Annotated in this window: 12 protein-coding genes; 7 read left to right on the top strand and 5 right to left on the bottom strand. The window is 68.8% G+C overall.

Translation table 11 applies throughout. From position 1 onward, the window contains the following. Positions 1-96 precede the first annotated feature (96 nt). Positions 97-3,972, top strand: coding sequence for a non-ribosomal peptide synthetase (locus tag NI1_RS14290; protein ID WP_067819867.1), 3,876 nt, complete (start codon positions 97-99; stop codon positions 3,970-3,972). Between the two features lie 4 nt (positions 3,973-3,976). On the opposite strand, the gene NI1_RS14285 is transcribed toward NI1_RS14290, so the two are convergent. Beyond that, complete coding sequence (locus NI1_RS14285) at positions 3,977-4,642, bottom strand: disulfide bond formation protein B (protein ID WP_067819864.1); 666 nt, start codon at positions 4,640-4,642, stop codon at positions 3,977-3,979. Further along, positions 4,639-4,803: a DUF5993 family protein gene (locus NI1_RS37925; RefSeq protein ID WP_157535123.1), complete on the bottom strand. Its 165-nt coding sequence runs from the start codon at positions 4,801-4,803 to the stop codon at positions 4,639-4,641. The genes NI1_RS14285 and NI1_RS37925 overlap by 4 nt, the downstream gene beginning before the upstream one ends. 157 nt (positions 4,804-4,960) lie before the next feature. Between NI1_RS37925 and NI1_RS14280 the strand changes: the two genes are divergently transcribed. The 3 genes from NI1_RS14280 (at position 4,961) to NI1_RS14270 (ending at position 7,573) form a co-directional block, all read left to right on the top strand. Next, positions 4,961-5,842, top strand: coding sequence for an oxidoreductase (locus tag NI1_RS14280; RefSeq protein WP_067819861.1), 882 nt, complete (start codon positions 4,961-4,963; stop codon positions 5,840-5,842). Positions 5,843-5,862: 20 nt separating this feature from the next. After that, positions 5,863-6,225 (top strand): PH domain-containing protein, encoded by a 363-nt coding sequence (locus NI1_RS14275; RefSeq protein WP_067819858.1) that lies wholly within the window; start codon positions 5,863-5,865, stop codon positions 6,223-6,225. A 256-nt stretch (positions 6,226-6,481) separates the two neighbouring features. Beyond that, on the top strand, positions 6,482-7,573 hold the full coding sequence (locus tag NI1_RS14270) for a 3-deoxy-7-phosphoheptulonate synthase (RefSeq protein WP_067819855.1): 1,092 nt from the start codon (positions 6,482-6,484) through the stop codon (positions 7,571-7,573). A 142-nt stretch (positions 7,574-7,715) separates the two neighbouring features. Here NI1_RS14270 and NI1_RS14265 read toward each other — a convergent pair whose 3' ends face one another. Next, positions 7,716-8,297 carry a GNAT family N-acetyltransferase gene (locus tag NI1_RS14265; protein WP_067819852.1) on the bottom strand — a complete coding sequence of 194 codons (582 nt, stop codon included), beginning with the start codon at positions 8,295-8,297 and terminating at the stop codon, positions 7,716-7,718. A 91-nt stretch (positions 8,298-8,388) separates the two neighbouring features. Between NI1_RS14265 and sigJ the strand changes: the two genes are divergently transcribed. The 3 genes from sigJ (at position 8,389) to NI1_RS14250 (ending at position 11,550) form a co-directional block, all read left to right on the top strand. After that, positions 8,389-9,312, top strand: a complete 924-nt coding sequence (gene sigJ, locus NI1_RS14260) for an RNA polymerase sigma factor SigJ (protein WP_067820501.1) — start codon at positions 8,389-8,391, stop codon at positions 9,310-9,312. Positions 9,313-9,507: 195 nt separating this feature from the next. Further along, complete coding sequence (locus NI1_RS14255) at positions 9,508-10,683, top strand: pyridoxal phosphate-dependent aminotransferase (RefSeq protein WP_067819849.1); 1,176 nt, start codon at positions 9,508-9,510, stop codon at positions 10,681-10,683. 222 nt (positions 10,684-10,905) lie between these two features. After that, positions 10,906-11,550: a LysE family translocator gene (locus NI1_RS14250; protein ID WP_067819847.1), complete on the top strand. Its 645-nt coding sequence runs from the start codon at positions 10,906-10,908 to the stop codon at positions 11,548-11,550. Positions 11,551-11,575: 25 nt separating this feature from the next. On the opposite strand, the gene NI1_RS14245 is transcribed toward NI1_RS14250, so the two are convergent. Together NI1_RS14245 and NI1_RS14240 are read right to left on the bottom strand one after the other, a co-directional pair. Further along, the gene (locus NI1_RS14245) at positions 11,576-12,982 is read right to left on the bottom strand and encodes a M1 family metallopeptidase (protein ID WP_067819844.1); all 1,407 of its coding nucleotides are present in this window, start codon (positions 12,980-12,982) and stop codon (positions 11,576-11,578) included. Between the two features lie 62 nt (positions 12,983-13,044). Then, positions 13,045-13,683 (bottom strand): LysE family translocator, encoded by a 639-nt coding sequence (locus NI1_RS14240; RefSeq protein ID WP_067819841.1) that lies wholly within the window; start codon positions 13,681-13,683, stop codon positions 13,045-13,047. Positions 13,684-13,799 lie beyond the last annotated feature (116 nt).

The raw sequence follows: 13,799 nt of genomic DNA, 5'->3' as shown, positions 1-13,799 counted from the left end.
CTGCTCGACAAGTCCGGTTCAGGCCGGATCGCCAGCGGCGCGCGCTCTCGCACCGGACACCGCGCCCGCCGCCACAGACAAGGAGCACCAGCGGAAATGGAGTCGGCACAGGGCCTACCGGCAGGTCGCGGCAGCGGCGACGGCATCGCCAAGGATGAGATCCGGACGGCCGTCGCCGGCCACCTCGGTCTCGAACCGCACGCCATCGCCGACCACGAAGACCTGATCCAGCTCGGCCTGGACTCCATCCGCACCATGAAACTCGCGGGCTCCTGGCGCAAGCGCGGCCTCGCCGTCAACTTCGCCCAGCTCGCCGCCGAACCCACCGTCGCCGCCTGGCATCGCATGCTCGGCGGGGACAACGCCGCAGTCGATGGCGGCGACGCGGGCACGGCCGCCGCACCGGCCCCGGCCGAGCACGGAACCGTCGTAGGCGCGGCCGGTTCCGCGCTCGGTTCGACGCCCGGTGCGGCGGCCGTGGATTCGGCCTCCGGTGCCGCGCGGCGGGGCTCCAGCGCCGCGGCTCCGGACTCGAATCTCGCGGTGGCTGCCGCGGATTCGCAGGACGCGGCGGGCACGGATTCGGTCTCCGGCTCAACGGGAGCGGAATTCGATGTTGCGGCGGTGATTCCGGATGACGGGACGCCGTTCGGGCTCGCGCCGATGCAGCACGCGTATTGGATCGGGCGCTCGGACGGGCAGCAGCTCGGGGCGGTCGCGGCGCATCTGTATGTGGAATTCGACGGTGCGGGTGTGGACCCGGAGCGGCTCGGTGCGGCTGTCGAGGCGCTCGTGCGGCGGCATCCGATGTTGCGCACCCGGTTCCTGCCGGACGGTACCCAGCAAACTCTGGAGCGACCGGGCCGTTCGGTGTGGAGCGTCACCGATTTGCGCGCCGCCGACGCTGCCGAAGTCGAGCGGGTGCTGGAGGAGTTGCGGGACAAGCGGACTCATCAGCTGATGGCAGTGGAGGAAGGGCAGGTCGTCGACATCGCCCTGACCCTGCTGCCCGCGGGGCGCACCCGCCTGCACCTCGATGTGGACATGCTGGCCGCCGACGCCATGAGCTACCGCATCCTGATCGCCGACCTGGCACGGCTCTACCACGGTGAGCAGTTGCCGCCGCAGGACTACACCTTCCGGCAGTACCTCGCGGAGCACTCCGCGCCCGCCGCCGAGCATGCGGCCGATCGCGAATGGTGGCAGGCACGACTGCCGGAAATGCCCGGCGCGCCCGAACTTCCGCGTGCACTGGAGACTCCGGACGCCGTCGCCCGCACCGTGCGATTCCATCGCTGGCTGTCGCCCGAGGCGAAGGCGCGCATGTTCGCCAATGCCCATGCGCGCGGGCTCACCCCCGCCATGGCGCTGGCATCGGTGTTCGCCGAAACCATCGGCGGCTGGTCCGCACAGCGCCGCTTCCTGCTGAATCTCCCGCTGTTCCACCGCGAACCGGTGCACCCGCAGGTCGACGGCGTGATCGGCGACTTCACCTCCTCGGTGCTGCTGGAGGTGGACGTCACCGAGCCCGCCACCGTCACCGAGCGCGCCCAAGCCTTGCAGCGCGAATTGCACTCCGCCGGAGCGCATTCCGCCTACTCCGGCCTGGAGGTCCTGCGCGACCTCGGCCGCCATCGCGGCGAGCCGATCCTCGCGCCCATCGTCTACACCAGCGCCATCAACCTCGGCGAGCTCTTCGGCGACCAGGTCACCGCCACCTTCGGCGACCCGGTCTGGATCATCTCCCAGGGCCCGCAGGTCCTCCTCGATGCCCAGGTCACCGAGGTCCGCGGCGGCCTCCTGCTGAACTGGGACGTCCGCGAGAACGCCTTCCCCGCGACCATGGTCGAGACCATGTTCGCCCGCTACATCGAAGCCGTCCTGCGCCTCGCGGGCTCCGACGACGCCGCCCCGACCGCGGGTGACGCGGGCTGGGAGGCGGATGCCGCGGTCCGGATCCCGGTGGAACAGGCGGTCATTCGCGCCCAGGTGAACGCTACCGATGGGCCGGTGAGCGGGCGTGCCCTGCATGCCGGGCTGTTCGCGCACGCCGCTGCGAACCCCGATGCGCCCGCCGTGATCTGGGAATCCCGGGTCGATGCGCTCGCGTCGGCAAACATTGAACCGGCCGGTTCCGACTCTTCGGTGGACGGCGGGGAGGGTGCCGATCACGGTGCGGAGCCCGGCAATGGCGGTCGTAATGCGCTGTCGGACAGTGTGATCCGGACGCTGACCTACGGCGGGCTGGCGGCGGAGGCGCTGGCCGTGGCCGGTGCGCTGCGCGCCGCTGGGGTGCAACCGGGCGATTCGGTGGCTGTGCAGTTGCCCAAGGGACCGGAGCAGATTCTGGCTACCGTGGGTGTGCTGGCGGCCGGCGCGGTGTACGTGCCGGTCGGATTCGATCAGCCGGCGGCACGGCGGGCCGAAATCCTGAAGACCGGCGACGTGGTCGCGATCGTGACCGCCGGCGGCGAGGTGCCGGAGGTGCGGGCGATACCGCTGTCACAGGCGCGGGTGTTCCCGGAACCCTTGGCGGAGCCGGTGCTTCCCGATCCCGAGCAGATCGCGTACGTGCTGTTCACCTCGGGCTCCACGGGCAAACCGAAGGGCGTGGAGGTGCCGCATCGGGCGGCCATGAACACCATCGACGACCTCAACGAGCGGTTCGAGGTCGGGGCGGCGGATCGCGCCTTGGCATTGTCCGCCTTGGAATTCGATCTTTCGGTGTACGACATCTTCGGTCTGCTGAGCGCCGGCGGCGCGGTGGTCGCGGTGGATGAACAGCAGCGCGGCGATTCCGCCCGCTGGGTGGAGATCCTGCGGCGGCACCGGGTTTCGGTGCTCAACTGTGTGCCGAGCCTGCTCGATATGACCCTGGAAGCCGCCGCGGGCAAGCCCCTCGACAGCCTGCGCACGGTGCTCCTCGGCGGCGACTGGGTGGATGTGGCGCTGCCGTCGCGCCTGGCCGCCGTCGCTCCGGCCTGCCGGTTCGCGGGTCTGGGCGGTGCGACCGAGACCGCCATCCACTCCACCATTTGCGAGGTGGTGAACGCACAGGTTCCGGCGGAATGGTCGGCGGTGCCCTACGGCACGCCGCTGCGCAATGTGCGCTGCCGGGTGGTCGGCCCCTCCGATCACGACTGCCCGGACTGGGTGACCGGTGAGCTGTGGATAGGTGGGGATGGTGTGGCGGCGGGCTATCGCGGCGACCCCGAGCGCACCGCCGACCGCTTCGTCACCCATGAGGGCGTGAACTGGTACCGCACCGGCGATCTCGCGCGGTACCTGTCCGACGGCACCCTGGAGTTCCTGGGGCGCGCCGACCATCAGGTGAAGATCCGCGGCTACCGGGTGGAGCTCGGCGAGGTGGAGAGCGCCCTGCGCGCCCTGCCCGGCGTCCGCCACGCCATTGCCGCCGTAATCGGCTCGGCCGCACCGAAACTCGCCGCCGTGGTGGTAGCCAACGATGGAATCGTCCTGGAGACAACGGCTTTGCTCGACGCGGCCGCGGACCTGCTGCCCGCCTACATGATTCCCACCCGCCTCGAACTGCTGCCCGAGCTCCCGTTCACCTCGAACGGCAAGCCGGATCGTAAGGCGATCCTGGCCTTGCTGGGCGAGGACGAGTCCGAGCGGGAATTCGTCGCTCCCCGAACCGATCCCGAACGCGCGCTGGCCGATATCGTGGCCGGAGTGCTGGAGCGCGACCGGGTCGGCGTGACCGACGACTTCTTCGCCCTCGGCGGCGATTCGGTGCTCGCCACCGCCGTCGTGGCCCGGGTGCGCGATTGGCTGGAATCGCCGGACACGGTGGTCTCGGACTTCTTCGCGGCCCGCACCGTCGCCGGGCTCGCCGAACGCCTGCTGGAGCGCGAGCGCCGCGCCGGTGCGACCGGCCGCCTGGCCCGGATCGCCGCCCTCTACCTGGAGGTCGCCGCCATGTCCGACGACGAGGTGCTCGCGCTCTCCTGACCCGTCAGCCCGCAGCGGGCAGCACGCAACCGTCTTTCAGGATATGGAGGTCGTAGAAGAACTTGTAGCAGGCGGGATCGTCCGGGAGCACCCAGTGGAAGCCCTCCAGGAGCAGTACCGCCACCAGATTCACCACCAGGATCAACGCGCAGAAACCGATAGCGAGCTTCCCGATCACCCGATGCGGCGACGCCGGAATCACCGTGCCGGCCGTCGACCACGAAAACGACAGCACCACACCGATTGTCGTGATCGCCGCGACGAAGAGGATCCACGCCCACACATACAGATGCAGCCCCAGTACCGCCCCGCCGTACCCCCGGTCGCCGGGGAGGATGTGCAGCATGGTCTGCCGCCACGAGGTGAACCCGCCGCCGAAGCAGGCCACGATGGCCAGGCCCCAGCCGACCGCGTAATCGCGCGGCGCGATCAGCCCGGTCATGCCCTTGCGCACGATGTAGGCCCCGCCGAGCGCGGCCAGGAACATGAAGTAGCGCTGAATCATGCAGAGCGGACAGGGATATTCCCAATTGCCGAACTGCACGGCCAGCCCGCCGCAGACCACGCCGGTCCAGCCGACCACGAAAATGACTGCCAGCCAATACTGCAACTGCCCCAGCGCACCACCGCGCGCATGGCCGGCCTCGATCTCGATATCGGCCTCGCTCACCAGGTCAGCCCCAATCCGAGGCTGCTGGTGATGTGGTACTTCAGCAGCGCGCCCGTCACCAGGGCGACGATCCACCAGGCGGTCAGCATCGAACGCCGCGATCCCTGATTCCAGATCAGGTAGACCACGGTCAGCAACCCCGCGACTATGAGCGTGTCCATAGCGCGGACGGTACCTGTTTCAGCTGGTAGCAATGGTTTATCCGAGGGTGGACACGCCGTTGCGGCGAAACCTGCGAAGCGCTCGGCTACTTCGTGGCATCGAAACCGGAAAACGGAGACCCGGCGGTGAGCGCCGCCCACCCCTAGACTCGATCGGGTGAGTGGTTGGGACATCGCCGACATCCCGGATCAGACCGGGCGCACCATCATCGTGACCGGGGCCAACAGCGGGCTGGGCGCGGCCACCGCGCGGGCGCTCGCCGGGGCCGGCGCGCAGGTGATCATGGCCTGCCGCAACGAGGTGAAGGCGCGCGGCGTGGCCGACCGGATCGGCGCGGGCGTGCAGGTGCGCCGCCTGGATCTGGCCGACCTGGCCTCGGTGCGCGAATTCGCCGACGGCATCGACTCGGCCGATGTGCTGATCAACAATGCCGGGGTGATGGCGGTACCGCTCAAGCGCACCGCCGACGGTTTCGAAATGCAGGTCGGCACAAACCATCTCGGCCATTTCGCGCTCACCGGGCTGCTGCTGGAGAAGATCCGCGAACGCGTGGTCACGGTGTCGAGCGGGATGCACGCCATCGGCCGCATCGATATCGAGGATCTGAACTGGGAGCGCCGCAACTATCAGCGCTGGGCCGCGTACGGGCAGTCCAAGCTGGCCAATCTCATGTTCACCTTCGAACTCCAGCGCCGCCTCACCGCCGCCGGTTCACCGAAGCTCTCGGTGGCCGCGCATCCCGGTTACGCCGCGACCGATCTCCAGGGGCACACCGAATCCTTCCAGGACGTGTTCCTGTCCATCGGCAACAGGCTGTTCGCGCAGAGCGCCGAAATGGGTGCGCTGCCAGCGCTTTTCGCCGCCACCTCCGAGGTGGAGCCCGGCGAGTTCTACGGCCCGACCGGACTGCGCGGACTGCGCGGGCATCCCGGCCGGTCCTCCTCCAGTGCGGCCGCGCGGGACGAGGTGACCGCCCGCCGGCTCTGGGAGCTTTCCGAACAGCTGACCAAAGTCAGCTTCCCCTTCACCCGCCGCTAGATCGGAATACGCTGGGGGACATGAACATCCCGTATGACCGGCGGGAGCAGCTGGACAAGATCCAGAACGGATTGCTGCCGGGGGAACAGATCATTGCCGTCTACGACGCGATCGGGGTGGGGACCGGGTTCCTCGGGCTGACCGATCGCCGCGTCATCATTCAGGACAATTCGTTCGTGGGTAAGAAGGTGGCCATCACCTCGATCCCGTATTCGCGCATCAGCAGCGTCAGCGTGGTGGCCAACAAATCGTTCGCGGGGCAGTGGTTCTCCTCGGGGCAGATCGCCATCAGCACCGGGCATCACACCTACGAGGTGCAGTTCCGCGGCGACGAGAAGACCCGGCACGTACACGACGTGATCCTGCACTACATCGTTTCCTGAATCCCACCTGATGGGACGGGTTTCCCGGTGATTGTTCGCCCGGGTGTCGCACGTCATACGCACGCTGTGTCATCTCTGGTACAGTCGCCGCCATGCAGCGCGTGTATTTCTGGTTTAGCCAGCCGGCCCCGGGTGGGCCGAGCGGCGTGACCTCGCGCTGACCTCTTCCACCCCGAGCCGGACGAACACAGACCGGCAGCAAGGGTTTTCACCACGAAATCTCCGTGGGCCGGCCTGAGAACAGGAACCCACGATCATGACTCTCGCCGATCTCGACAAACATGCCGATCTCGACGATCAGCGCACCCTGAGCGTCAGCCCGCTGCTGTCGCCGCGTGAGGTGCGCTCGGCCCACCCCATCGACGATGTGCTCGCCGATACCGTGCGCGCGGGTCGTAAGACCACCGTCGATGTACTCAACGGCGACGACGACCGCCTGATGGTGGTCGTCGGCCCGTGTTCGGTGCACGATCCCGAAGCCGCCATCGACTACGCCCGCCGCCTCGCGGTCAAGGCCGCCGAACTCGGCGACCGGCTGCACATCGTGATGCGCGTGTACTTCGAGAAGCCGCGCACCACGCTGGGCTGGAAGGGCCTGATCAACGATCCGCACCTGGACGGATCCTTCGACATCAATACCGGTCTGGTGCTGGGGCGCCGGCTGCTGGTCGACATCACCGGGCTCGGGCTGCCGGTGGCGTGCGAGTTCCTGGACCCGATCACCCCGCAGTACATCGCGGACCTGGTGTCCTACGGCGCGATCGGCGCGCGGACCGCCGCCAGCCAGGTGCACCGGCAGCTGTCCTCGGCGCTGTCCATGCCGGTCGGCATCAAGAACGGCACCGACGGTGACGTGCAGGTCGCGGTCGACGGCGTGCGCGCCGCGGCGGCCAGCCACGTCTTCCCGGGCACCGACCTGGACGGGCGTTCGGCGCTGATCCGCACCGCGGGCAACCCGGACTGCCACGTCATCCTGCGCGGCGGCAGCAACGGCACCAACTACGATGCCGAATCCTGCGCGGAAGCGCTGCTGCGCCTGGAGAAGTCGTCGCTGCCGGAGCGTCTCGTGGTGGACGCCTCGCACGGCAACTCCAACAAGGACCACAACAAGCAGGTCGATGTCGTCACCGATATCGCCGAGCGCATCGCGGCCGGTGAGACCAGCGTGGTCGGCCTGATGATGGAGAGCTTCCTCGTCGCGGGCCGCCAGGACCTGACCCTGGGCCACCCGGAGGAGCTGACCTACGGGCAGTCCATCACCGATGCCTGCATCGACTGGGACGTCACCGCGACCCAGCTCGAGCGGCTCGCCGACGCCGTGGCCGCGCGCCGCGAGCTGACCGCCTGAAATAGACCCGCGCTCGTCCGCGGGGTGAGAAACCCTCGCCCGCAAGCGGTTCGACGCGCGCCAGTCGTCCGGCGCACCCCCAGTCCGGCGGGGGTGCGCCGGACGCGTATCAACGGCCACCCCGGAATGACCTGGCCACCCCTCACACTCCCGCCGGCCAGTCCGGCGCGGGACCGGGCGGATCGGTGCGCAGACGACCGGCGATCCAGCTGTCGCGGCGCACGCCGCGCTGCACGCAACCGCCGCGCAGCAGGCCCTCGTAGCGGAAACCGCACCGGCGCGCCACCGCCGCGGAGGCGTGATTGCCCACGATGGCGCGCCATTCGATGCGCTCCAGCGCCAGGAACGAACGCTCGAAACCCGCCGCGCAGACCAGATTCAGCGCGCGCGTCATCAGGCCCGAGCCGCGCGCCGCCGCCGACATCCAGTACCCCACCTCGGCCGAACCCGACTCGCGCCGCGAATCGATATGGCTCAACCCGATCATGCCGACCACCGGTTCCGCCTCGCCGCGGCGCAGCGCCCAGGTGGGCGAACCGCCGGCCCAGCCCGAGAGGACGAAGTCGTAGACGAACTTCTCGGCATCGGCGCGATGGTAGGGGGACGGCATGGTCGTCCACTCCGGAATGGACGGCTCCTGGCAGCAGGCGGTGATGGCATCGATATCCAGCACGGTCGGCGGCGACAGCCACACCGTTCCGTCGGTCAGGGCGTGCGGGTCCATCGAGTCATGCTGGCATGGGAATCGGGCCCGGGGTAGCGGGTTTCCGAGACCGGTGGCGGTCGTGTTCGTCCATATCCGTAGCATTCGGTCGGTGGTAGCCGCTCTTCTCGCCGATCTGTTCGAAACCAATCGGCCGCATCTGCTCTCGGTGGCCTACCGGTTGACCGGCAGCGTCGCCGATGCCGAGGACGCGGTGCAGGAGAGCTGGTTACGGCTCGCGGTGGCGCGGCAGCACGAGATCGAGGACCTGCGGGCGTGGCTGACCACGGTGGTCTCGCGCATCTGCCTGGACCGGTTGCGCAGCGCGTCGGCGCGCCGGGAAAAGTATGTGGGGCAATGGCTCCCGGAGCCGATCGTGACCGCGTGGCAACCCTCCGGTTCACCGGATCCGCTGGCGGCGCTGGTACGGAAACAGGACTACCGATTCGCGGCGCTGGTGGTGCTGGACGGGCTGACGCCGCCGCAGCGGGTGGCCTTCGTACTGCACGAGGGCTTCGCGGTGCCGTTCGATGAAATCGGTGCGATTCTAGGGATTTCGGCCGATGCCGCGCGGCAGCTGGCGGTGCGGGCGCGCAAGGCCGCGGCGCGGACGCCCGAACCCGTCGCCGACGAGGAGCACGAAGCGCTGGTGCGGCAGTTGCTCGGCGCGCTGGAGCGGGCGGATATGGATGCCGTTGTGGCGCTGCTGCATCCGGAGGTGCACAGCGTCGGGGACGCGGGCGGCACCACCTCCACCGCGATCAATGTGGTCGCGGGCCCGGAGAAGGTGGCCCGGCTGTGGCTCGGCATTCAGCGGCTGCACGGGATCGGCGATCCGGCGCAATTGGCCGCGGCGGTCGAATTCGTGCTGGTGAACGGGCAATTGGGGCTGCTGGTGCACGAGCGGGCATCCGGCGACGGGTACACCGGCACGCCCACCCGGGTCTTCGGTTTCACGGTGAAAGACGGAAAAATTTGGGGCGCTTACGATCTGGTCAATCCGGCTAAGCTGAAGGGCATTCGGGTGCCGCACTGACTTGGCGGGGTGGCCACTGGCGTGGGGGCGGCATCCGATAAATGACCGGCGCGGCCGCGAGTTTCGCGACCGCGCCGAATCATGTGCGGCGTGCTCCGCACGGCGCGGCGCGAAGGTGGAAATAGCCGTTCGCTATGGTGTCGTGGCGGCTGCGGGCTGCCGGAGGCGGCGGCATCCGTCGACTATTCTCCGGACATGCCGCAGATACCGACCGTCGCCCGCCTGCGCCCCTTCGCCTCCACCATTTTCGCGGAGATGACCGAGCTCGCCGTCCGGCACGGCGCGGTCAATCTCGGGCAGGGATTCCCGGACTCGGACGGTCCGGCCGGCATGCTCGAGGTGGCTCGGCAGGCCATCGCCGACGGGTTCAACCAGTACCCGCCCGGGCGGGGCGTGCCCGCGCTGCGCCAGGCCGTCGCGGCGGATCGGGCGCGGCGCTACGGCACCCACTACGACCCGGACAGCCAAGTCCTGGTTACCGTCGGCGCCACCGAGGCCATCGCCGCCACCGTGCTCGGTCTGGTCGAGCCCGGCCGGGAGGTGGTGCTGATCGAGCCGTACTACGACTCCTACGCGGCCGCGATCGCCATGGCCGGCGCTCAGCGCCGCACCGCGCGGCTGGTGCCGGACGGCGACGGTTTCGCGCTCGACCTGGACAGCCTGCGCGCCGCCATCACCCCGAATACCCGGCTGCTGATGCTGAATACGCCGCACAACCCCACCGGCGCCGTGCTGTCCCGCGCCGACCTGACCGCCATCGCGCAGCTCGCCATCGAACACGATCTGATCGTCATGTCCGACGAGGCGTACGAGCACCTCTACTTCGACGGTCACGAGCACATCAGCATCTCCACGCTGCCCGGCATGTTCGACCGCACCGTCGTCATCTCCAGCGCGGCCAAGACCTTCAGCGTCACCGGCTGGAAGATCGGCTGGGCCTGCGCCCCCGCCCCGCTGCTCGACGCCGTCCTGACCGCCAAGCAATTCCTCACCTTCGTAGGCGGCGGCCCCTTCCAGCCGGCCGTGGCCCACGCGCTGCAAAACGAACAGCAATGGGTGGCCGCTCTCCGCGACACCATCTCCGAGAAACGCCTCCGCCTCTCCGCCGCCCTCCGCGACGCCGGCTTCGCCGTAAAACGCAGCGACGGAACCTATTTCGTCTGCGCCGACATCACCCCCCTCGGCGCCGCCGACGCCTACGCCTTCTGCCGCGAACTCCCCGCCCGCCTCGGCGTCGCAGCCGTCCCCGTCAGCGTCTTCGCCGACGACAAGGCGTCCTGGAACCACCTCATCCGCTTCACCTTCTGCAAGAAGGAGGAGACCCTCGCCGAGGGCGTCCGCCGCCTGCGAGCCGCCCACGCCCCGGCCTGAGCGGTGCATTGTCGACCGAGCCAGTGGTGCGGAACTGGATCGCGACAGGGCGGGCAGGGCAGGGCAGGATCAACGGGCGATACCCTCGTCACCCTCAGCGACAACTGATTTCGGTCGAGAAGGGTACGTCCTGAATTCGGGCATCCGCCCGACCGCAGGAACGGGTGCACAGCTCGAGACGGCGGCTCTCAGCCGTCCGCTGAAGTCGCGGAGAGGCGGATTGTGATCGGGATTACGGCTGTGCTGGGGGTTTCGGCGGCGGCGCTGGGGATGGTGCTGACGCCGGGGCCGAACATGATGTACCTGGTGTCGCGGACGGTGTCGCAGGGGCGGCGGGCCGGGATGGTGTCGCTGGCGGGGGTCGCGGTGGGGTTCGGGGTCTATCTGACCGCGGCGACGGTGGGGATCACGGCGGTGTTCGCGGCGGTGCCGGCGTTGTATCTGGCGTTGAAGCTGGCCGGGGCGGGGTATCTGGCTTGGCTGGCTTGGAAAGCTGTACGGCCGGGCGGGGTTTCGGTGTTCACGCCGGATGTGCTGCCCGCGGATCCGGTGCGGCGGTTGTTCACCATGGGGCTGGTGACCAATCTGCTGAATCCGAAGATCGCCATCATGTATATGGCGTTGATTCCGCAGTTCGTCGCGCCCGAGCAGGGGCGGGTGTGGTTGCAAAGCCTGTGCCTGGGGTCGGTGCAGATCGTCATCGCCCTGGGCGTCAACGCGTTGATCGTGGTCGGGGCGGGCGGGGTCGCGAGTTTCCTTGCGGGGCGGCCGCTCTGGTTGCGGGCGCAGCGCTACGTCACCGGGACCGTGCTGGGCGCGATGGCGGTGCTGGTGGCCGGCGATCGGGCGCGGCCGCTGCCCGCCTAGCGAATGTCGTGGCCCGCCCGGCGGGTCAGGGGCGCAGGGTGCCGGGGTAGAGGTATTCGTCGGCGGGCGGCTCGGTGCGGTCCAGCCAGGCGGCCAGGAAACCGGTCAGGTCGTGCTGGGTGCGCGATTGCAGGAACTTCCGGAACTCCGGCATGGACGCGTTGCCGTACTTGTGCGCGGTCACGAAATCGCGGACGGCGGGGAAGAAGACCTCGTCACCGATGCTGTGGCGCAGGGCGTGCAGGAACAGCGGGCCGCGCGAGTAGACCGAGGTGAACTCGTCGCCCACACCGGGATTCGCCAGCGCGTACTGCCAGAACCTGGGCTCGTCGCGGTACTTGGCGACGGTGTCGCGGTACTGCTGGTCGACGTCCTCGCCCTCCTTGCGTTCCTTCCACAGGTAGTCGGCGGTATAGCTGGCGAAGCATTCGTTCAGGCAGATATCGGACCACTGCTGCACGGACATGGAGTCGCCCCACCACTGATGGGCGATCTCGTGCACCACCGTGTTCAGGTCGGTCCACGGCGCGTAGATGGGGCGCGACTGGGTTTCCAGCGAGAACGGCAGGTCGGAATCGACGTAGATGCCGCCGCCGGCCTCGAACGGATACGGGCCGTACAGCTCGGCCTCGAAAGCCAGGATCTCCGGCAGCCGCGACTCCACCTCGCGCGCCTTGATCGCATCGGGGGCGAAAGCGCTGAGCAACGGGGTGCCGTCGGCGGCCCGCTGCTCCAGGAATTCGAACCGGTCGATGGCGATGGTGGTCAGGTACCCGATGACGGGCGCGCGCATCTCCCAATCCACCGTGCGGCTGCCGCCCCGCACCGCGTCACCCGTGCGGACCCCGATCGACACCACCTCCCACTCCTGCGGCACCGTGGCGTGCAGGCTGAAAGTGGCCTTGTCCATGGGGGTGTCGTTGAGCGGGTACCAGCTGGTCGCCGAGTGTGGTTCGCCCGCAACGAAAGCGCTCCCGCTGGGGGAGAGCACCCAGCCTTCGCCCTCGGTGGAGGTCACCTCGCCCGCGTACTCGACCTGGACGGTGAAGGGCAGGCCGGGCAGCAGCGGCAGCAACGGGGTGATCACCAGCTCGTGTTCGCCGGTGCGGTCGAACCAGGCGGGGAGATCGTTCACCGACACCTTGGACACCGCGGGACCGCTGTAATCCAGGTTCAGGGTGCGCAGGGCCTGGGTGGCGGTGGCCTCGACGCGGGTCGATCCGGTGAGGACATGGGTGTCGGGGGCATAGCCGATGGTGACGTCGTAATGCTTGGCGTCGTAACCGCCGTTACCGTCGAGCGGGTAGTAGGGGTCGTCCAGCCCGGGCGCACCGGTGAACGGGTCGGCCGTATCCGCTTGCGCGGGAACCGTACTCGCCACCGCCAGCAGCGCGGCGCCCAGCATCGTGTACCGCCGCCACCCGTGCCTCATATGCTCGGCCAACCCTTCTCGCCCGCGATCCGCTGCCCCCGCGAGCCTAGCCGCCGGTTTTATCAGTTACTCGTACCTGACACGGCCACGCTGGCGCCCAGCCCGATGATCATGACGCCGCCCGCGCCGCCGACCGCCTCCAGGCGCTTGGGCGAGCGTGCGAACCATTCGCGCGCGATGCCGGCGGCCAGGCCCCAGGCGCTGTCGGAGACCATGGCGATCAGCAGGAAGATGACGCCGAGAATGAGCAATTGCAGTGGCATGGGGCCGGAATCGGGATCCACGAACTGCGGCAGCACGGCGGAGAAGAAGATGATGGCCTTCGGGTTGGACAGGCCGACCAGGATGGCTTGCCGGAAGAGCCGCCGCCCACGCAGGGTCTCGGTCTTGGACATCAGTGCCTCGCGCAGCGAGCGGCGCTCGCGAATCGCCTGTATACCCAGGTAGACCAGGTAGAGCGCGCCCGCGAGCTTCACCACCGTGAGCGCGACGGCCGAGGCCGCCAGGATCGTGCCGAGCCCGGCCGCGACCAGGCACAACACCACCAGCACGCCGATCGCATGCCCGGCCACCGACAACAGGGCCGCCCGCCGACCGTCGGTCAGTGCCCGGCCGATGACGAAAAGCACCCCCGGCCCGGGAATCACGATGATGACGGTTGCTGCGACGACGAACGCCAGCAGGTGTGAAGCTGGGATCATCGAATCATTCTACGAAGTAGCGCAAGCGAATTCGCTGGGATTACGAACTCTCCGGAATTGCAAACTCTCTGGACTCTCAGGGGTTCCCCTGAAACCCCAACCGCGGGATTCGCGGG

The organism is Nocardia inohanensis NBRC 100128 (assembly GCF_001612945.1).
In the GTDB taxonomy this organism is placed as follows: Bacteria; Actinomycetota; Actinomycetes; order Mycobacteriales; family Mycobacteriaceae; genus Nocardia; species Nocardia inohanensis.
The sequence above is the reverse complement of the archived record's forward strand: the minus strand, read 5'-3'. Positions and strand labels throughout refer to the sequence as shown.